19 protein-coding genes are annotated in these 19,945 nt (G+C 63.1%); 10 read left to right on the top strand and 9 right to left on the bottom strand.

Translation table 11 applies throughout. From position 1 onward, the window contains the following. Window positions 1–38 precede the first annotated feature (38 nt). The 3 genes from BLU15_RS09220 to BLU15_RS38910 are packed head-to-tail and all read right to left on the bottom strand — an operon-like array spanning window position 39 to window position 2,768. The gene (locus BLU15_RS09220; protein ID WP_090295054.1) at window positions 39–1,901 is read right to left on the bottom strand and encodes a CHASE2 domain-containing protein; all 1,863 of its coding nucleotides are present in this window, start codon (window positions 1,899–1,901) and stop codon (window positions 39–41) included. Window positions 1,902–1,906: 5 nt separating this feature from the next. After that, complete coding sequence (locus BLU15_RS09215) at window positions 1,907–2,611, bottom strand: Crp/Fnr family transcriptional regulator (protein ID WP_034797255.1); 705 nt, start codon at window positions 2,609–2,611, stop codon at window positions 1,907–1,909. Continuing rightward, window positions 2,559–2,768 (bottom strand): hypothetical protein, encoded by a 210-nt coding sequence (locus BLU15_RS38910; protein ID WP_143034208.1) that lies wholly within the window; start codon window positions 2,766–2,768, stop codon window positions 2,559–2,561. The genes BLU15_RS09215 and BLU15_RS38910 overlap by 53 nt, the downstream gene beginning before the upstream one ends. A 106-nt stretch (window positions 2,769–2,874) precedes the next feature. On the opposite strand from BLU15_RS38910, the gene BLU15_RS09210 reads away from it, so the two are divergent. Then, entirely contained in the window at window positions 2,875–3,297 is a 423-nt protein-coding gene (locus tag BLU15_RS09210) for a DoxX family protein (protein WP_034797251.1), read from the top strand. 73 nt (window positions 3,298–3,370) lie between these two features. Here BLU15_RS09210 and BLU15_RS09205 read toward each other — a convergent pair whose 3' ends face one another. Beyond that, on the bottom strand, window positions 3,371–3,799 hold the full coding sequence (locus BLU15_RS09205) for an RbsD/FucU family protein (RefSeq protein WP_060519841.1): 429 nt from the start codon (window positions 3,797–3,799) through the stop codon (window positions 3,371–3,373). Continuing rightward, a complete protein-coding gene (locus tag BLU15_RS09200) occupies window positions 3,799–5,031 on the bottom strand; it encodes an ROK family transcriptional regulator (RefSeq protein ID WP_034797247.1) in 1,233 nt (410 codons plus the stop codon). The genes BLU15_RS09205 and BLU15_RS09200 overlap by 1 nt, the downstream gene beginning before the upstream one ends. A gap of 342 nt (window positions 5,032–5,373) precedes the next feature. Between BLU15_RS09200 and BLU15_RS09195 the strand changes: the two genes are divergently transcribed. From BLU15_RS09195 to BLU15_RS09165, 7 genes are all read left to right on the top strand, one after another. Continuing rightward, window positions 5,374–6,399, top strand: a complete 1,026-nt coding sequence (locus BLU15_RS09195; RefSeq protein WP_090295052.1) for a sugar ABC transporter substrate-binding protein — start codon at window positions 5,374–5,376, stop codon at window positions 6,397–6,399. Window positions 6,400–6,597: 198 nt separating this feature from the next. After that, window positions 6,598–7,683: an ABC transporter permease gene (locus BLU15_RS09190; RefSeq protein ID WP_034797242.1), complete on the top strand. Its 1,086-nt coding sequence runs from the start codon at window positions 6,598–6,600 to the stop codon at window positions 7,681–7,683. After that, window positions 7,683–8,465: an ATP-binding cassette domain-containing protein gene (locus BLU15_RS09185; RefSeq protein ID WP_034797240.1), complete on the top strand. Its 783-nt coding sequence runs from the start codon at window positions 7,683–7,685 to the stop codon at window positions 8,463–8,465. The genes BLU15_RS09190 and BLU15_RS09185 overlap by 1 nt, the downstream gene beginning before the upstream one ends. Then, window positions 8,462–9,082: a nucleoside triphosphate hydrolase gene (locus tag BLU15_RS09180; RefSeq protein ID WP_090295050.1), complete on the top strand. Its 621-nt coding sequence runs from the start codon at window positions 8,462–8,464 to the stop codon at window positions 9,080–9,082. The genes BLU15_RS09185 and BLU15_RS09180 overlap by 4 nt, the downstream gene beginning before the upstream one ends. Window positions 9,083–9,268: 186 nt before the next feature. Then, entirely contained in the window at window positions 9,269–10,306 is a 1,038-nt protein-coding gene (gene pyrC / locus BLU15_RS09175; protein ID WP_090295048.1) for a dihydroorotase, read from the top strand. A gap of 27 nt (window positions 10,307–10,333) precedes the next feature. Continuing rightward, entirely contained in the window at window positions 10,334–11,026 is a 693-nt protein-coding gene (locus tag BLU15_RS09170) for an orotate phosphoribosyltransferase (RefSeq protein WP_043618867.1), read from the top strand. 92 nt (window positions 11,027–11,118) lie between these two features. Beyond that, window positions 11,119–12,045 (top strand): carbohydrate kinase family protein, encoded by a 927-nt coding sequence (locus BLU15_RS09165; protein ID WP_060581836.1) that lies wholly within the window; start codon window positions 11,119–11,121, stop codon window positions 12,043–12,045. Window positions 12,046–12,048: 3 nt separating this feature from the next. Here the strand turns inward: BLU15_RS09165 and BLU15_RS09160 are convergent, their stop codons facing one another. The 4 genes from BLU15_RS09160 to BLU15_RS09145 form a co-directional block, all read right to left on the bottom strand. Then, complete coding sequence (locus BLU15_RS09160) at window positions 12,049–12,261, bottom strand: helix-turn-helix domain-containing protein (protein ID WP_090295046.1); 213 nt, start codon at window positions 12,259–12,261, stop codon at window positions 12,049–12,051. A 3-nt stretch (window positions 12,262–12,264) separates the two neighbouring features. Next, window positions 12,265–12,819: a DUF2975 domain-containing protein gene (locus BLU15_RS09155; protein WP_060581837.1), complete on the bottom strand. Its 555-nt coding sequence runs from the start codon at window positions 12,817–12,819 to the stop codon at window positions 12,265–12,267. A 535-nt stretch (window positions 12,820–13,354) separates the two neighbouring features. Beyond that, on the bottom strand, window positions 13,355–14,980 hold the full coding sequence (pgi, locus tag BLU15_RS09150) for a glucose-6-phosphate isomerase (RefSeq protein ID WP_034797225.1): 1,626 nt from the start codon (window positions 14,978–14,980) through the stop codon (window positions 13,355–13,357). Window positions 14,981–15,119: 139 nt separating this feature from the next. Continuing rightward, complete coding sequence (locus BLU15_RS09145) at window positions 15,120–16,820, bottom strand: long-chain fatty acid--CoA ligase (RefSeq protein ID WP_060522360.1); 1,701 nt, start codon at window positions 16,818–16,820, stop codon at window positions 15,120–15,122. A gap of 336 nt (window positions 16,821–17,156) precedes the next feature. Here BLU15_RS09145 and BLU15_RS09135 point away from each other — a divergent pair, with 336 nt between their 5' ends. Together BLU15_RS09135 and BLU15_RS09130 are read left to right on the top strand one after the other, a co-directional pair. Beyond that, complete coding sequence (locus BLU15_RS09135) at window positions 17,157–18,392, top strand: MFS transporter (protein ID WP_060581841.1); 1,236 nt, start codon at window positions 17,157–17,159, stop codon at window positions 18,390–18,392. 188 nt (window positions 18,393–18,580) lie between these two features. After that, window positions 18,581–19,741 carry an AI-2E family transporter gene (locus tag BLU15_RS09130; protein WP_034797607.1) on the top strand — a complete coding sequence of 387 codons (1,161 nt, stop codon included), beginning with the start codon at window positions 18,581–18,583 and terminating at the stop codon, window positions 19,739–19,741. Window positions 19,742–19,945: the final 204 nt, after the last annotated feature.

Below are 19,945 nucleotides of genomic sequence, written 5' to 3'. Positions count from 1 at the left end.
ACATTATCCGAAGCGGCGGGTGCAGACGGCGCGCCGCCTCAGTCGGCGACCGTGAACAGTTCCATCGTCGAGAACCCGCGGATCTCGTGGCTGCCAAGCGGGCGAAGCGGCCTTTTGCTTTCCTGAGCGGCAGCGGGCCCGACGCAGATCGCCGTGCCGAGAAACTTGTTTGCCTCCTGAAGGCGTGCCGCCAGATTGATCGCATCGCCGTGGGCCGTGTAGTCGAGCTTGCCGCCGGCGCCGACCTCGCCGACGACGGCCGGTCCGGTCTCGATCCCGATCCGCGTCCGGCCGAAACCGTTGGAGGCGAACTGCGGACGCCTGCGCATCTCTTCCGTCAGCGCATGGATCGCCTTGGCGCAATCGATGGCCCTGTCGACATGATCAGCCAGATCCTCCGGGGCGTTGAAGAACGCGTGCACCGCATCGCCCACCACCTTGTCGACCATGCCGCCATGGTCGGCCACCAGCGCGTTGACTTCGGCAAAATAGATGTCGAGCAGGGCGATGAGCGCCCGCGGCTTGAGCCTCTGCGACAGGGTGGAAAAGCTCTCGATGTCGGTAAAGAGCGCGGTCACCTGGCGCTCCTCGCCAGCCATGCGGGCAAGTCCGGGATTGTCGATGTAGCGGGCGACCACCGACTGCGGCAGATATTGCGAAAACTTCTGCCGGGCCGTCGCTTCCGCGCGCCGCACCTGGGCAAATTGCAGGACGCTGGTCACCGCGAGGACGGCAATAAGCGCGACCGAGACGCTGACGGCATCGATGAGCCAGCCGCTGGCATCGTAGACGACGGCAGCTGCAGCGACCGCGGCGGCGACGGTGCAAAGGCCGAGCGCCGCCGATGTCAGCGGCCGCAGGCGGGTGGCGGCAAAGGCGATGCCGAGGCCGGCGACAAGTGCGGCCACGGCTTCGGCAAGCGGCAATCGGCCGTCGCGCTGCGGCACGAAGCCGGTCATGATCGCGTTGGCGATGTCGGCGTGGATCTGCACCGAGGGTTCGAGCGGCATCGAGGCGCTCGGTCTGAGGCCTCCGAGGCTTGGCAGGCTGCTGCCGATCAGCACGAGTTTGCCGGCGAAGCGCTCGGGCAAAGCCTTGCCGGACAAGACGTCGGCCGCCGAAACCGTACGTTCGCTGAGCCGTTCCTGGGGACTTGCGACGAAACGCAGGCTTCCGGTGTCGTCGAGCAAGATCGTTTGCCCGTCGATGCGCATCCAGGCCGGCTGGCCGCCGAGGATGGGCGTGCCGCCGCTCCGCATCTGCCGGGCCGCTTCGATCGCCAGCGTCGGATAGGCGTCGTTGCCGAGGATGGCATAGGCCTGAACCCGGCGTATGCGCGCATCCTCGTCGCCGACGAGAAACGAGGCCGCCGCCGCACTCGCCTGATCCATGAAGGCCCGGCATGACGTTTCCGCGCCGTCGAGAAACCACAGTTCGGGCGCGGTGAAGGGTCGGCTGAGCGCCAGCGGCGGCACGGGACGCGGCCGCTCCTGCACCGTATCGGCGACGAGAAAACCGAGAACGACGGCGGTCTTCGAAAGTGCTGCGGCAAGCGCCGGGTTGCCGTCGGAGCTGGGGTCGCAATCGGCGCTGAAGACGAAATCGACTGCAATCACCTTGGCGCCCGCGGTCGCGAGTCGCGACAGAAGCTCGGCGGTCGCTGTCCGGTCCCATTCACCCGAAGGGCGCGACTGGTGGGCCTGCCGGTCGATGTCGACGACGACGAGGTCGGGCGACTGGGGGGCAGGAACCCATTGCGTCAGACTGTCGAAGAACAACTCGCGCTGGGTTTCGAACAGCGGTCCGGCGTAGAGATAGAGTGCTATGGCCGCAAGCAGGCTCGTGAGGCAACCGCCGGCGAGCGGCGTGAAACGCAAACGCCGGCGCGGCTCAACGACCATGCGGTCTAGTCCTCCTCGGGGTCAGCGATGCTCTGCAGGCGACCGACCTTGCAGGCGATGATGCCTTCGTTGCGCTTGATCGCGCCGCTCTCCTCAAGCCACTGGATGGCGCGGTTGACCTTGGGTCGGCTGGCGCCGAGCACGCCGGCGATGTCCGTCTGGCTCATGGTCAGCCTGAGATTGGCACTTTCCGGCAATTCGTTGCCGTGGATCTGCCGGAGGGTCGCGAGGAAGAAGCGCGCCACCCGGGCGTTGAGGTCGTAAAGCGCGATGGTTTCCAGCCGCTCCGTCGTGTCGCGAAGCTGGGCGCAGAGAAAGCGGATGACCGCTTCGGCCGCCTCCCGTCGATTGGTGACGATGTCGAGAAAGGCCTTCTTGCCGATTACATAGCCCTCGGAGGCGGTCGTGGCGGTCGCATCGGCCGAACGGGTCTGACCGTCGAGCACCGCCATCTCGCCGAAGATCGCGCCGGCTTCGTGCTGGCGCAGCATCAGTTCGCGGCCCTGCGGCGTGATCAGCGACAGCTTGATGCGCCCGGAGATGACGACAATCATGTAGTTGCCTTCGTCGCCGCGCTGGAAGATCACGGTGCCGGCCGGCCATTTCCGATAGGTTGCGATATTGGCAAGTTCGGCGATAGCGTCCTTGTCGAATTCTTCAAAGATCGGAAACGAGCGCCAGAATGCCGGGCTCCTGTTGATTTCGTTCATGACATTCCCCCGCGCGGCGTCCCCTGCCGCGCCGAAATTCTTCGCCCAGCCGCTCCGTCGTTGCAACATAAAAGAACGAGGCGTCGTCGTTGTAGTTCCGCATTGTCTTGCAGTCCTGCGTCGAGAAGTGGCCGATAGAAGGTTGACGATGCGTCATCGGCGTTTCATTTTTGTGAACGATCTGTCGCCCGCGCAACGGCTAGATGATTTTGAAAATACTGATACTTCTGTTGCCAACGAACCGTTTCTCACAGGAGTCTTCCATGTCTCAGAATGTTGTCGTCCTCGTCGGACGCATCCTGCTTTCGATCATGTTTATCACGGCCGGTTTCGGCAAGCTCACCGATCCGTCGGCGACCGCCGGAATGATCACCGGTGCCGGCTGGCCCGCGCCGACGCTGCTTGCCTATCTCGCCGGCGCCTTCGAACTGGTTGCCGGTCTTGCCGTTCTCGTCGGTTTCCAGACGAAGATTGCGGCCTACCTGCTGGCGGCCTTCACGCTCGTGACCGCCTTCGTCTTCCATAGCGGTGCGATCAACATTCCGACCTTCCCGCCGGAAGCCAACGGCCTGCTGAGCGTCTTCAACAGCCTGATGATGATGAAGAACATCTCGGTCGCCGGTGGTTTCCTCGTGCTCGCCGCCTTTGGCCCGGGCGCGCTGTCGATCGACAAGCGCGGCGCCTGAGGCGCGGATTTCACTTGATGAAATGCAAGGCCCGCCGGTTCGCCGGCGGGCTTTTTTCGTTGTGTGCGAAGTCTTAGGGATAAATCACGCCCTTACGCAGGATGACGTTGCCGTAAAGCCGTGGCTCGCTCGTCTGGACCACAGTGTGGGCGGCCCTGACGCGCGGATAGAAATCGGCGCCGAGCAGAGGCACAACGCGGCGGTTCGGTTCGTGCTTGCCGCAGCACGCTACGATCTCTTGGTGGACCGGGTCGAGCGTGTCCTTGTCCTGTTTGACAGTGGCCCGGAAGATCGCCTCGGGCACAAAATCGTCGATCGGCAAGACGCTCAAGATAGCGTCGAGCACGGGGATCAGCGGGTGCCCGTCGAGCCGGATGAGACGGCGCGCATGTTCCTGGCCGGGGTAGTTGCCATCCACCAGCGCGATCTCGTCGCCGTGGCCCATCGCTCGCAGCGTTGCGAGCAGTTCGGGACTGAGGATCGGGTTTAGGCCTTTCAGCATCAGCCGAGCTCCTTGAAGAGGACATTGGTGTCGAGCAGGTAGCGGGAAAAGAGCGGCAGGCTCGCGCCGCCGATGGCGCGCGCATGGCTGCCGACCATGCCTTCCACCAGTTCGGGAATAGTCACGCCCTGAAGGTCGAGGTCGTAGAGCGCCTTGCGCGTGGCGGAAAGCAACCGCGCCCGCACCCAGGGCGGGAAGCCGCCGTCGATGACGACGGCCGAGAAGTCGACGATCGAAACGGCGGAGACGACGGCCTGGGCGAGGGCTGCGCCGCAGTCGTCGATCCAGATGTCGAGCGGTTCGCCGAAGTCGATCCAGTCGTCGGCCGAGTACCAGAGCGGCCGCGGATCGATGCCGCGTTCGCGCAAGAGGTTTTCGAGCACGAAGACCGAGGCGATCTTGAGCAGCTGGATGGTCTTGCCGTCCTTGCCCGAGACCGGCAGCGGACCGACGGCGCCAGCCGTTCCTGTTCGCCCGGAGAAGAGTGCGGAGTTCAGCACAACACCGCCGCCGATGAACGAGCCGATATAGAAATAGACGAAATCCGGATAGCTGGCGCCGACGCCGAAGGCGAGCTCGGCACCGCAGGCGCTGGTGCCGTCGTTCTGCAGAAACACCGGATAGGTGGTACGGGCAGCGACCGCCGCCTGCAGGTCGACGTCGCGCCACCTGTTCATCTCTTCGCGCGGCGCGCCCACTTCTTCGGCCCAGTTCCAGAGCTCGAAGGGGGTGGCGATGCCGATGCCGGCGATGCGCTTGCGCTGGTCGGGGCCAAGCTGCTGTTCGAGCTTCGCCATGCCGGAAATGATGAAATCGACGAGGTCGCCGGGCAGTGGGTAGGCATGCACGTGGTGCAGATGCAGCCGGATGTTGCCGACGAAATCCATCAGCACCAGATCGGCGCTGCGCCGGCCGATCTTGACGCCAAAGGAATAGACCGCGTCTGGGTTGAGCCGCATCGGCGTCGAGGGCTGGCCGACCTTGCCTCTGACGGGATCGCCTTTGACCAGAAGGCCGTCGCTTTCGAGCGCGCGCATGATCACCGAAACGGTCTGCGCCGACAGGCCGGAGCGCCGGGCAATGTCGGCCTTGGAGAGGCCGCCGTGGCGCCGGACCAGCGACATGACCAGCCGTTCGTTATAGGCGCGCACGCGCGTCTGGTTGGCGCCGCCGCTCGGATCGATGACTTCAGGTTGCGTCGGTCCCCGGTCGGGGCCGTCTGTCAGTGACATGCCACCGTCTCCTCCCGTTGGCATTGGATTATGTGAGCGGGATGCGGGCGCAAACCGCCTGCATAGTTCCTCATCCCGTTCTGCCGCCCGCTTGGCGCAGGTCTCTTGTTTCCACTTGTCGCGGCTCTGTCAATTTGGTCGGCGCGCCAATCCTCCGGTGGAGCGCTGTCATCCCAACAATGCCACATCGAAATAATAATTCAATTTGATTTATTTATTGACACCCCGGAAATTTAGTGTTTGTTTTTGTCTCGGAAGCGCCAGTTGCAGCGGAGGAGAATGCTGCGGTGGTGTAGCCAGGGCCGGTCCGCCGGCACGATTTTCAATCCTTGGGAGGATTTCATGAAGAAGACTGTTCTTTCCGCTGCTTTTGGCGCGCTGTCGCTTGGCGTTGTCTTCGCCATGCCCGCGCAAGCCGCCGATGTCGGCGCCTGCCTGATTACCAAGACCGACACCAATCCCTTCTTCGTCAAGATGAAAGAGGGCGCGACTGCCAAGGCCAAGGAACTCGGCGTGACGCTGAAGTCCTATGCCGGCAAGATCGACGGCGACCATGACAGCCAGGTGGCTGCGGTCGAATCCTGCATTGCAGACGGTGCCAATGGCATCCTGATCGCCGCCTCCGACACCAAGGCGATCGTCGATCAGGTCAAGAAGGCGCAGGAAGCCGGTCTGCTCGTGATCGCGCTCGACACGCCGCTCGATCCGGCAACCGCCGCCGATGCGACCTTTGCCACCGACAACCTGCTCGCCGGCAAGCTGATCGGCCAATGGGCCGCCGCCACCATGGGTGATGGTGCCAAGACCGCCAAGATCGGCTTCCTCGACCTGACGCCGTCGCAGCCGACAGTCGACGTTCTGCGTGACCAGGGCTTCATGATGGGCTTCGGCATCGACACGAAGGATCCGAACAAGATCGGCGACGAGGACGATCCGCGCATCGTCGGCCACGACGTCACCAACGGCAACGAGGAAGGTGGCCGCAAGGCGATGGAGAACCTTCTGCAGAAGGATCCGGATATCAACGTCATCCACACCATCAATGAGCCGGCCGCCGTCGGCGCCTATCAGGCGCTGAAGGCCGTCGGAAAGGAAAAGGACGTGCTGATCGTTTCGGTCGACGGCGGTTGCCCGGGCGTCAAGTCGGTCGCCGAAGGTGTCATCGGCGCAACCTCGCAGCAGTACCCGCTGATGATGGCGGCTCTCGGCATCGAGGCGATCAAGAAGTTCGCCGACACCGGTGAGAAGCCGAAGCCGACGGAAGGCAAGGACTTCTTCGATACCGGCGTCTCGCTCGTCACCGACAAGCCGGCAGCCGGCGTCGAATCGATCGATACCAAGGTCGGCACGGAGAAGTGCTGGGGCTGATTGCCCGCCTTCTACCGTCACCATGTAAAGGCAACGGAAGGGCGGCCCCGGCCGCCCTTCGCGTAAGCGCCGATGTCTTTGACAAGGCGACGAAAACCGCGCAGCTTTTAAAGAGTGCTATTGCCCGCGTCATTGTGGGCGGGCTGTGCACGACACCATCGCAACCCCTTGGGAGTGGGGTTCACGGGAGGAAGGTCCATGGGCGAGCCCAACACAGCCGCGCAGCCATCCCAGGAATTCGAAAAAGTCCTGGTCAACAGTTCGACGCAGGTCGCGTCGTTCGATACGCATGACAAGACAGCGGTCCAGAAGATCCAGCATTTCCTGCATTCGACGCCGGCCGCCGTGCCGTTCATCGTGCTGATTGCAGCGATCCTGATCTTCGGCATCGCCATCGGGGGTAAGTTCTTCTCGTCCTACACCCTGACCCTGATCCTTCAGCAGATCGCCATCGTCGGCATTCTTGGTGCCGCACAGACGCTGGTGATCCTGACCGCCGGCATCGATCTTTCGATCGGTGTCATCATGGTGCTGTCGGCTGTGATCATGGGCAATTGCGCCGTCACCTACGGCCTTCCGGCACCGATCGCGATCTTCATCGGCTTCGTCGTCGGCGGCGCCTGCGGCTTCCTCAACGGCTTCCTCGTCTCCAGGGTCAAGCTTCCGCCGTTCATCGTCACGCTCGGCACCTGGTATGTCATCATGTCGACGAACTTCATCTATTCGGCCAACGCGACGATCCGCGAGGCCGACGTAACGGCCGTCACCCAGATGCTCCACCTCTTCGGCGTCAGCTTCAAGGTGGGCTCCGCCGTCTTCACGCTCGGCGTGGTGATGATGGTTGTGCTGGTCTTCGGCCTCTGGTACGCGCTCAATCACACCGCCTGGGGCCGCCACCTCTATGCCGTTGGCGACGATCCGGAGGCGGCGAAGCTCTCGGGTATCCGCACCAGCCGCGTGCTTCTGAGTGCCTATACGCTTGCCGGCCTGATCGCGGCACTTGCCGCCTGGGTCTCGATCGGCCGCAACGGCTCGATCTCGCCGTCTGCAGCCGTCACCGACTACAATCTGCAGGCCATCACCGCAGCTGTTATCGGCGGCATCTCGCTCTTCGGCGGCCGCGGGTCGATCCTCGGCACACTGATCGGCGCGATGATCGTCGGCGTCGTCTCCATGGGGCTCAACATGCTCGGCGCCGATCCGCAGTGGAAAGTCTTCCTCACCGGCGTCTTGATCATCACCGCCGTCGCAATCGACCAATGGATCAGAAAGGTAGCAGGCTGATGGCTCAGGAACCCATTCTCACCGCGCGCGGCCTGGTCAAGCGTTACGGTCGCGTCACCGCCCTCGATCATGCCGATTTCGATCTCTATCCCGGCGAGATCCTCGCCGTGATTGGCGACAACGGTGCCGGCAAGTCCTCGATGATCAAGGCGATCTCCGGCGCCATCACGCCGGATGAGGGCGAGATCCGGCTTGAGGGCCAACTGATCAACTTCCGTTCGCCGATGGAAGCGCGAACAGCCGGCATCGAAACGGTCTATCAGAACCTGGCGCTGTCGCCGGCGCTGTCGATCGCCGACAACATGTTCCTCGGCCGCGAAATCCGCAAACCTGGCATCATGGGCAAGCTCTTCCGCACCCTCGATCGCGCGGAAATGGAAAAGCGGGCGCGGGCGAAACTGTCCGAGCTCGGGCTGATGACGATCCAGAACATCAACCAGGCGGTGGAAACGCTCTCGGGCGGCCAGCGCCAGGGCGTGGCCGTGGCGCGGGCCGCGGCCTTCGGCTCCAAGGTGGTGATCATGGACGAGCCGACGGCGGCACTCGGCGTCAAGGAAAGCCGGCGGGTGCTGGAGCTGATCCTCGACGTGCGCTCGCGCGGCCTGCCGATCGTCTTGATCTCGCACAACATGCCGCATGTATTCGAGGTGGCCGACCGCATCCACGTTCACCGTCTCGGCAAGCGGCTCTGTGTCATCAATCCGAAGGAGCATACGATGTCGGATGCGGTTGCCTTCATGACCGGGGCGAAGGAGCCGCCGCGCGAGGCGCTTGCGGCATGAATGTCGAGCCGATTGCAAACGAAATCCTGAAACGGGCGGCTGGTGCCGCCCGCTTCGTCGTCGCCATCGCCGGGCCGCCCGGTGCCGGGAAGTCGACGCTGGCCGAGGCGCTGGCCGAAACCCTGGTTGCCGGCGGCGAAAGGGCGGCGGTTCTGCCGATGGACGGCTTCCACATGGACAATGCCGTTCTTGAGGAAAAAGGTCTCCTCCCACGGAAGGGGTCGCCGGAGACATTCGACGTCAGGGCTTTTCTTTCGACGGTCGCCGCGGTGCGCGCCAATGACGGCGAGGTGCTGGTTCCGGTCTTCGACCGCTCGCGCGAGATCGCGATCGCCTCTGCCAGGATCGTTGCGCCCGAGACCCGCATCATCCTGGTCGAGGGCAACTACCTGCTGCTCGACGAGGCGCCGTGGGACGGGCTCGAAGGCGCCTTCGATTTCTCGATCTTCATCAATCCCGGCGTGGCAGAACTGGAGCGGCGGCTTTTGCAGCGCTGGTCCGATCACGGCTATGACGAGGAGGCGGCGAAGCGCAAGGCTCTCGGTAACGACATCCCGAACGCGCATCGCGTGGTCGACCATCAGCGGGCGGCGGATCTGGTGCTTGCGGATTTCTGAGCGATGGTCGGATTGCGGATTGTGTTTGCGGGCGCATTGGTGATATCGAGACGCGGTTCCACCACATGAGAAACCGCCCGCCACCCGCGTACCCGCCGGCTCGCAAAGCTGCGCGCGCGGATCGGGCGCGAGCCCGGGGCTGCGGTTTTCCGTCTGCGCCTGCTCTGACCTAGGAGAACGCTGACCATGCAAGACCTCGTTATCCGCCGCCCGGATGATTGGCACCTTCATTTGCGCGACGGCGACATGCTGAAGGGCGTTATCGCCGATACCAGCCGCCATTTCGCCCGCGCGATCATCATGCCCAACCTGGTGCCGCCTGTCGTCACGACCGCAGACGCCTCCGCCTATCGCGAACGTATCGTCTCGGCGATCCCGGCCGGGGACCGGTTCGAGCCGCTGATGACGCTCTACCTGACCGCAGGCACCAATCCCGACGACGTCGAAGCCGGCCACAAGAGCGGTCTCGTCAAGGCGGTCAAGCTCTACCCGGCAGGTGCGACGACCAACTCGCACTGCGGCGTGCGCAACATCGACGAGGCGATGCCGGTGCTGGAGCGCATGGCAAAGATCGGCCTGCCGCTCTGCGTGCATGGCGAAGTCACCAGCTCTGATGTCGACATCTTCGACCGCGAGGCCGTGTTCATCGAGACCGTGCTCGATCCCTTGCGCAAGCGCCTGCCGGAACTGAAGGTGACGATGGAGCACGTCACTACCAAGGACGGCATCGACTACATCAAGGCGTCGAAGGCGAACCTTGCAGGTTCGATCACCACCCATCACCTGATCATCAACCGCAACGCCTTTCTCGTCGGTGGGATTAAGCCACACTATTACTGCCTGCCGGTCGCCAAGCGCGAGAACCACCGCCTGGCATTGCGCGCGGCTGCCGTCTCCGGCGACAAGCGCTTCTTCCTCGGCACGGACTCCGCACCGCACGTCGATCCGCTGAAGGAATGCGCTTGCGGCTGCGCCGGCATCTACACCTCGATCAACACCATGAGCTGCCTGGCGCATGTGTTCGAGGAGGAGGGCGCGCTCGACAAGCTCGAAACCTTCGCCTCGCTGAACGGTCCCGCCTGGTACGGGCTGCCGGTGAACGAGGAAACGATCACGCTCAGGAAACAGGCAGAGGCTGTCACTTATCCCAAGAAGATCGAGACCGGTGCCGGTCCGGTCACCGTCTTCGATCCGATGTTCCCGCTGCACTGGGCCGTCGTTTGATCGCTTGAAGTTTTGAAGGAGAGTTTGATGTTTTCCAACGCGTTCACCGACAAGGCCGTCATGGCCGAGCTGGTCGCCAAGATGCTCTGGGAGATCAAGGCCGTGCATTTCAGCGCCGACAAGCCCTACAAGCTGTCGTCCGGCATGGCGAGCCCCGTCTATATCGACTGCCGCAAGCTGATTTCCTATCCGCGCATCCGTTCGGCGGTGATGGATTTTGCTGCAGCGTCGATCCTGCGCGAAGCCGGTTTTGAGAAGTTCGACGTGGTTGCAGGCGGCGAAACCGCCGGCATTCCCTTCGCCGCCATGCTTGCCGAACGTCTCGGTCTGCCGATGATCTATGTGCGCAAGGCGCCCAAGGGCCACGGCCGCAACGCCCAGATCGAAGGCCATATGCCGGAAGGCGCCCGCGTTCTCGTCATCGAGGACCTGACGACGGCTGGTGGCTCGATGTTCAAGTTCATCGACGCGATCCGCGCAGCCGGTGGCATCGTCGACCACGGCATTGCGCTCTTCTACTACGACATCTTCCCGGAAGCGGTCGGCGAGATGAAAGGCAAGGGCGTCGACCTGCACTGGATCGCCACATGGCGCAACGTGCTTGCGGTCGCCCGCGAGCAGAAGCTGTTCGACGAAAAGACGCTCGGTGAGGTCGAGGCCTTCCTCAACGCGCCGCTCGCCTGGTCGGGCCGCAACGGCGGCGTCAGCGCCTTGGCGTAATCTCTGGCGAGGCCCCGGTTCTGCCGGGGCCTCGTAGCGTCTTCAGTCATAATTTTTAAATCGATTGAAAATCTGTCGAGGAGGATAAGCCGATGATCGTATGCTGCGGAGAAGCGCTGATCGACATGCTGCCGCGGGACACGACCGCGGGCGAGAGTGCCTTTGCGCCCTATGCCGGCGGCGCGATCTTCAACACGGCGATCGCCCTTGGCCGCCTCGGCATCCAGACCGGATTTTTCACGGGTCTCTCCGACGACATGTTCGGCGATATCCTGCGCGACACGCTGAAGGCAGCGAATGTCGATTTCGGCCCCTGCGCGACGCTGTCGCTGCACACGACGCTTGCCTTCGTCAAGCTGGTCAACGGCCATGCCAGCTACGCCTTCTTCGATGAAAACACTGCCGGCCGCATGATCACCCGCGAGCACCTGCCAACGCTCGGCGATTTCTGTGAGGCACTGCATTTTGGCGCGATCAGCCTCATCCCCGAGCCCTGCGGCTCGACCTACGAAGCATTGATGACGCGCGAGCATGAAAAGCGGGTCATTTCTTTCGATCCGAATATCCGCCCCGGTTTCATCAAGGACCGAGAGGCTCATCTCGCCCGCATGAACCGCATGGCGGCGATGTCCGATATCATCAAGTTCTCCGACGAGGATCTCGCCTGGTTCGGCATGGAGGGAAGTCACGACGATCTCGCGGCCGAATGGCTGAGGCGCGGCCCGAAGCTGGTGCTGATTACCAAGGGCGCCGATGGCGCCGTCGGTTATACCGCCCGCCACAAGGTCGAGGTTGCCGGTGAGCGCGTGACCGTGGTCGATACGGTCGGTGCCGGCGACACTTTCGATGCCGGCGTGCTGGCATCGCTGAAGCTCGCCGGTCTCCTGAGCAAGGCCGATGTCGCCGGCCTCACTGAAACCGCCGTTCGCAACGCGCTGGCGCTCGGCGCCAAGGCGGCGGCCGTCACGGTCTCGCGCGCAGGCGCCAACCCGCCGTGGAAGCATGAAATCGGTCTTTGATCGTTAGTCCGGGTCCGGGCGGTATTCCAGGATATCGCCCGGCTGGCAGTCGAGTGCTGCGCAGATCCTTTCCAGCGTGTCGAAGCGCACGCCCTTCACTTTTCCGGATTTCAGCAGCGAGATGTTCTGCTCGGTGATCCCCACCTGTTCGGCAAGATCGCGTGAACGAACCTTGCGTTTCGCCAGCATCACATCGAGATTGACGACAATCGGCATGCGCTAGACGAAGCTCCTGTTCTCCGCCTCGACCCCCGATGCGATGACCATGACATGGCCGAGGCCGACGACGAGCCCGGCCATCAGAAGCACGATCATCGTGCCGCCATTGATGTCGAACATCACCGCATGTCCCGTGGTGCCCGGGTTGTCATAGGTGACAGCGAGGATGCCGATCCCATTGCTGACGGTCATGCACAGCGAGCCGAAAAGGGCGGTCAGTCCCACCCGCCGCAACAGCACGCCATTGCGGCCGGACAGGATCTCGCCGCGCTGGAAGCTGTCGAAAAGCTGCCAGGCGAATGCGAGGCCGGCAATGACGAGCGCGTTGTTGATCGCAGTCAGAAAGGCGACGGTCCCGATGGCTCGATAGGACAGAGTGATGATCTCGACCCGAGGGAAGACGATGTCGCGAACGCCCTGTTCGAAGCCTTGCCGGTCGAAGAAGATCTGCCAATGCGTGTAGACGACCGCCGAACAGAACAACGCTCCGCACAATATGATCATGAGCTTCATGAAGCGGCTGAGCTTGCGCAGCCTCTCGGCGGAGTTCGTCATACAAAGTCCCTTATCGTTTCACTTGTATTTTTATCGTAAAACAATAAATAATTGCCGTCAATTGTGATGTTGGATGCGGCCCTGGAGCTTTCCTGGCAGGAGGGGAGCGCGCCTGCGGAAAGCCAGAGCTATGCGCTCAACGTCCACGCGGGCAGTGTGCCGGCTGCGGCGCTCGGGAGCCGCGTGCCACCGGGAGAAACGCTCTATCTCCTGGCTCTCGCCGAAGCGGATGCCGCGCGTTTGCGGCTGTTGCAGGAAAAGATCGCACGCTCGAAACGGGGCGAGCCTAACCGCGGCAGCCTGTCGGCCGGTTCTCCGGACGTTGCCGAAAGGTCATGGTCAATGCCCGGATGCAGATGGGGTCGGACACGGACTATTTTCCGCTGCTGTTGAAGCTCGATCTGATGGAGGTGCTGAAACCCGGCGCCACGACGTTGCCGGGTTGTGCAAAATCACGAGGCCCGAGGCGCGAAAAGCGCCTCAGGCCTCTATCGTCTTCAGCGGTGCGGTTCCGGGGAGAACCCTGCGGATTTGTTTAATGGGCGGCTTTCAGCAAGGCTGCCACCAGACCCGCCGTCGACGAATCGTGACCTTCGGCGCTTTCCTTACCTTCGACGACGGGAAGCAGGCCGGTCGCCAGCTCCTTGCCGAGCTCGACGCCCCACTGGTCGAAGGAATTGATGTTGAAGAGCGCGCCCTCGACGAAGACGCGGTGCTCGTAAAGCGCGATCAGGCGGCCGAGCGCGAAGGCATCGAGCTGGTCATAGACGATCGTCAGCGACGGGCGATTGCCGGTGAAGACGCGGTGCGGCGCAATCTTGTCGGCCTTGGAATCGGCCATACCCTTGGCGGTCAGCTGCGCCTTGGCTTCCGCGAGCGTGCGGCCCTTCATCAGCGCTTCCGACTGGGCCAGGCAATTGGCGATCAGCAGCTCGTGCTGGTGACGCAGGTTCTTCTCGTGGCCGTTGGCGGCGATCATGAACTCGGCGGGAATGACGTCCGTGCCCTGGTGGATCAGCTGGTAGAAGGCGTGCTGGCCGTTGGTGCCGGGCTCGCCCCAGACGACCGGGCCGGTCGAGTATTCGACCGGCGTGCTCTCAAGCGTCACCGCCTTGCCGTTCGATTCCATATCGAGCTGCTGCAGATAGGCGGGGAAGCGCGACAGGCGCTGGTCATAGGGCAGGATCGCCCGCGACGGGTAGCCGAGCACGTTGCGATGGTAGAAGCCGAGAAGGCCGAGCAGGACCGGTATGTTCTGACGGATCGGTGCGGTGCGGAAATGTTCGTCTATGGCGTGGCCGCCATCGAGGAAGCGGCCGAAATTCTCCTTGCCGACGGCGATCATCAGCGGCAGGCCGATCGCCGACCAGATCGAGTAGCGCCCGCCGACCCAATCCCAGAAGCCGAAGACGCGGGCCTGGTCGATGCCAAAGGCGGCGACCTTGTCGAGCGCGGTCGAAACGGCTGCGAAGTGATGGCCGACGGCAGCCTCGCCGAGCTTATCGGCGATGAAGGCGCGGGCGGTCGCCGCGTTGGTCATCGTCTCGATGGTGGTGAAGGTCTTCGAGGCGATGATGAAGAGCGAGGTTTCCGGATCGATCAGCTTCAGCGTATCGGCGATATGGGCGCCATCGATGTTGGAAACGAAGTGCAGGCGCGGGCCGTCGTGGAAGGGCGCAAGCGCCAACGTCGCCATGACAGGACCGAGGTCCGAGCCGCCGATGCCGATGTTGACGACGTCGGTGATCTTCTTGCCGGTCGCACCTTTCAGCGCGCCCGAGCGGATGCCGTCGGCAAAGGCGCCCATGGCGGCAAGCACGCCGTTGACATCGGGCATCACGTCCTTGCCGTCGACGAGGATCGGGCGGTTGCCGCGGTTGCGCAGCGCCGTGTGCAGCACGGCGCGCTCCTCGGTGATGTTGATGATGTCGCCGCGGAACATGGCGTCCCGCTTCTCCTCGACCTTGGCGGCCCTGGCGACCGCCTCCAGTCCGTCCAGCACCTTGTCGTTGACGGCGCATTTCGAATAGTCGAGCAGCAGGTCGCCGAGCGTGGTGCTGAAACGCGCGAAACGTTCTGCGTCGGCGGCGAAGGCCGCGCGGATATCGGTTGCGTTGGTTTGAGCGGCGGTGGCTTTGAGTTGGTCGACAAGCGCTTTCATCGCGGGGCTCCTTGGTCGGACAGGGGTGTCGGACAATCGCCTGCGTAGCTATTCGCTTTAAGTGGACCAAATCAAGACTGGAAAACCGCCGAGGCGGCGGTTTTCAGGATTTTTTAAATCGTTTGAATTTCGGAGTAGTTTATCCGCGCAGATCCTTGCGCAGGATCTTGCCGACATTGGTCTTCGGCAGTTCGGTGCGGAATTCGACGAAACGCGGACGCTTGTAGTTGGTGAGGTTGGCGGCGCAGTGGCGCTTGACCTCTTCCTCCGTCAGTGCTGCATCCCTCTTAACGACGAAGAGCTTGACCGCTTCGCCGGAATGCTCGTCCGGAATGCCGATCGCCGCGCATTCGAGGATGCCCGGATGGGTCATCGCCACTTCCTCGATCTCGTTCGGGAAAACGTTGAAGCCGGAGACCAGGATCATGTCCTTCTTGCGGTCGACGATCTTGACGAGGCCGTCGGCGTTCATGAAGCCGATGTCACCCGAGCGGAAGAAGCCATCCGGCGAGATCGCCTTGGCGGTCTCGTCCGGCCGCTGCCAGTAGCCGGCCATCACCTGCGGCCCGCGGATGCAGATCTCGCCGACTTCGCCGATCGCCAGCGTATTGCCCTGGTCGTCGCGGATCTCGACGTCGGTGGACGGGATGGGCATGCCGATCGTGCCGGTGAACTCGGTCGCGTCGAGGATGTTGGCTGTTGCCACCGGCGAGGTCTCCGACAGGCCGTAACCTTCGGCGATCGAGCAGCCGGTCATCTGCTTCCAGCGTTCGGCAACCGGGCGCTGGATCGCCATGCCGCCGCCGAAGGTCAACATCAGCGACGAGAAATCGAGCTTCTGGAACTCCGCATTGTTCATCAGCGCGTTGAACAGCGTGTTGAGGCCCGGGAAGATATTGGTGTTGTGCTTGCCGAGTTCCTTGACGAAGCCCGGGATGTCGCGGGGATTGGGGATCAGGATGTTGTTGCCGCCGGTGGCAAGGCCCATCAGCGAATTCACGGTCAGCGCGAAGATATGGTAGAGCGGCAGCGCGCACATGAAGACGAGATTGTCCGGCCGGGTGCGCGAGCGGAACGCCGTCTGGAACCAGATTTCCATCTGCGCCATGTTCGACAAGAGGTTGGAATGGGTCAGCGTCGCGCCCTTCGAGACGCCCGTCGTCCCGCCGGTATATTGCAGGAAGGCGACGTCGCTCGCGGCGATGTTGGGCTTCGTCAGCTTGGCTCGCGCGCCCTTGGAAAGAACGTCCTTGAACGAGAGGTGGCCGGGAATCGACCACGCGGGAACGAGTTTCTTGACGCGGCGGACCACCAGATTGACGATCGCACCCTTCAGGCCCAGCATGTCGCCCATGGTCGCGACGACGACGTGCTTAACCGCGGTCTTGTCGACCACCTGCTGCACGGTGTGCGCGAAGTTTTCCAGAACGAAGATCGCCTTGGCGCCGGAATCGGTGAGCTGGTGCTGCAGTTCGCGCGGCGTGTAGAGCGGGTTGACGTTGACGACGGTAAAGCCGGCCCTGAGGATGCCGTAGACGATCACGGGGTTCTGGAGGATGTTCGGCATCATCACCGCGACGCGGTCGCCCTTGGCAAGGCCGATCGATTGCAGCCAGGCGCCGATCCTGGCGGACTGGGCGTTGAGGTCGGCAAAGGTCAGCGTCTTGCCCATGCAGGTGAAGGCCGGACGGCTCGAATAGCGGGCAACGGCGTGGTCGAAGAATTCGCCGATCGACTTGTAGGGCAGGGGGCCAATTTCGGCGGCTATTCCGGGTGGATAGGATTTCAGCCAGATCTTGCCTGGGCTGATACCCGTCTGTTGTGCGCTGACTTCCGCCATGACCTCTCTCCCTCTGGTCGCCACAGGCTGGCCTGATGCGGCCTGAGAAAATCCCTCCCGATCCTCTCACGCCGATGAGGATGATGCTTTTGCGACACCTCTTCAAGCTGAGATTCGGAATTATATAACTTTGACGTAAACGTCAACTGAGCTTACGGTTAACAGGCTTCTGCGAGCCTTGCGAAAAAGTATGACGAGAACCGCAAAAGCTTTGCCTGCCGCAGGAAAAGCCTGTATTGCATTGCAGCATATCCCCGTTGGTCCAATCCAACATCCGCCGACATATCCCCCAGATTTTTCTCCGGCCGCAAGGCACGGCGACACTGGCCATTGCCCATGAGTGAGCCCATGTGTGACGAAGCCTTCTCCTCTGCCGTCGATCCGCGCCGCGCCCGTGTTTCTGCCGCCGAAGTGGCGCTCGCCGTCGGCGGCTTCGGGATCGGTACCGGCGAGTTTGCGATCATGGGTCTCCTGCCGCAAGTCGCCGAAGACGTATCGGTATCGGTGCCCCAGGCTGGTGCGGTCATCAGCGCCTATGCGCTCGGCGTCGTCGTCGGTGCGCCGCTGATCGCGGTGCTTGCCGCCCGCTTCTCGCGCTTCCGGGTGCTTTTGGTCCTGATGCTGGTTTTTGCCGTCGGCAACTTCGCGAGCGCCGTCGCTCCGGATTTCTACACGCTGATTGCCGCGCGCTTCTTCGCCGGGCTGCCACATGGCGCCTATTTCGGCGTGGCTGCCCTGGTGGCGGCCGGCCTTGCCGCGCCGAACCAGCGGGCCCGCGCCGTCGGCCGGGTGATGATGGGACTGACCATCGCCACTCTCTTCGGCACGCCGCTCGTCGCCTGGTTCGGCCAGGCGCTCGGCTGGCGCTCCGCGTTTGCCATCGTCGGCGCCATCAGCCTCCTGACCATGGCGCTCACCTTCGCCCACGTACCGCGGGACAAGGGCAACCCGAAGGCGACGCCGCTTCGCGAGCTGGGTGCGCTCGGCAAGCTGCAGGTCTGGCTGATGCTCGGCATCTGCGCCATCGGCTGTGGCGGCATGTTCGCCGTCTTCAGCTACATCACACCGGCGCTGACCGAAGTCGCAGGTGTTTCGCTTGGTAATGTGCCGATCATGCTTTCGGTCTTCGGTGCCGGCATGATCCTCGGCAACATCGTCGGGGCGCGGCTTGCCGACTGGGCGCTGATGCCGGCGATCGGTATCGCCATCGTCTTCAACATCTTTGCCTATGTGCTTTTCTATTTCACCATGGGCAATCCGTGGATCGCCATCGTCAACGTGCTCTTCATCGGCGGTGGCTTTGCCGTCGTCCCGGGCGTGCAGACCCGGCTGATGGATGTCGCCGGCGAGGCCCAGACGCTGGCTGCTGCCCTTAGCCACTCCGCCTTCAATCTCGCCAATGCGCTAGGCGCCTGGCTCGGCGGCGTTTCGATCGCTGCGGGTTATGGCTGGACCTCCACCGGTCTCGTCGGTGCCGTTCTCGGCGTTGCCGGCTTCGGTATCTTTCTCGCCTCAGTCTTCGTCGATCGCGCACAGCCTGCGCGTATGGCTGCAAAACCTGCGGCGGAATGACCGGCTTTATCGAAAGAAAGCCGGGGGCTCTTGAACCCTCCTAAATTTTTCTGTCATGTCCCGCCGCTAGCGTCGGCCACGGCCCTGAAACTACCGTAAAGCAGGGGCAAAGGGGCGGCGCGCGGTGTCAGAGTGGCTGGCAAGGCCGCGGGTTTGCTGTAAGCTCGTCGGAAGACGGAGGATCATTGGTGCAATTGGGTAATCGCGAACGAGAGAATTTCGCCGTGGAGCCACGGCTCCTCGGGCACACTGCCATTTCGCGCCATGCCCTTGTCGGCCCCATGACCGCTGCCCGCTGGATGCTGGTCTTCGTTCTGCTCGCCGGCGTCTATTTCTTCCATGGTTTCGTCGTTCCGGTTCTGGCCGCTGTCGTCATCGGGTTTGCCAGCTGGCCGATCTATCGCCGGCTGCTCGCCGGTGTGAACGGCAACCGGACGCTTGCCGCCACCATCGCGATCGTCTGCGTCATCTCCTTCATCGTCGTGCCGATCTCGATTGCCGCCGTCTATGCGGTCGACGAAGTGCGCGACTGGGTCGTCTGGGCCGTCGAGACCAATGCCAACGGTGCCGTCGTGCCCGCATGGCTGTCGAGCATTCCGATCGCCGGTGTCTGGCTTGGCGAGCAATGGGTCAAGCATATCGGCCATCCGGGCGCGCTCGGCGAACTGGTCCAGCTCGTCAGCGGCTCCAACATCGGCAATATCTACCGCGGCGTTCTGGTCGTCGGTGCCTCGACGTTCCATGCCTTCCTGACGCTGCTGTTCATGCTGATCACGCTGTTCTTCGTCTATCGCGATGGGCAGTCCTTCTCCGGCCAACTCGACAAGCTCGGCGAGCGCATCTTCCCGATGCGCTGGGAACGGCTGTCCCGCGTCGTGCCGCTGACTATCAGCTCGACGGTCACCGGCATGGGCATCATCGCCATCGGCGAAGGCATCGTGCTTGGCGTCGCCTATTGGCTTGCCGGCGTGCCGTCGCCGGTCACGCTCGGCATCATCACCGGCCTGATGGCGCTGATCCCCGGTGGCGCGCCGCTCTGCTTCACGCTGGTCTCGGTCTATCTCGTCGCCAGCGGTTCGCCCATTCATGGCCTGGCGCTGTTCACCTGGGGCACGACCGAACTTTTCATCGTCGACAAGACGCTGCGTCCGCGCCTCGTCGGCGGCCCGATCAAGCTTCCCTTCCTGCCGACCTTCTTCGGCCTCGTGGGCGGCGTGAAGACCATGGGTTTCCTCGGCCTCTTCGTCGGTCCGGTGCTGATGGCGCTGCTCGTTGCGATCTGGCGCGAATGGATGCGCGAAGCCACCACGCCCACCGAAACGAGCGTGAACGAGATTATCAAGGGCTAGGTGCTCTTTTGCCGAACCGGCGGTCGCATGTGGGCGGCCTCGGGATCTCTTCAGCTTGTGGCAGATAGGCCGATACCGGACCGGTCCCGCGCCTATGAAGGTCGCCTCCCGCGCTCCCGAACGGATCTTTGCGGGCGTCTTTATCTTTTCCTTATGCCTCCTTCCGACCATCGCAATCGATAATTGACCCGCTGCGGGCGCAAG

The sequence above is a fragment of the Ensifer sp. YR511 genome, assembly GCF_900103045.1.
Classification (GTDB): Bacteria; Pseudomonadota; Alphaproteobacteria; order Rhizobiales; family Rhizobiaceae; genus Ensifer; species Ensifer adhaerens.
Note: the sequence above shows the minus strand (reverse complement) of the source record. Positions and strands in the feature narration are given on the sequence as shown.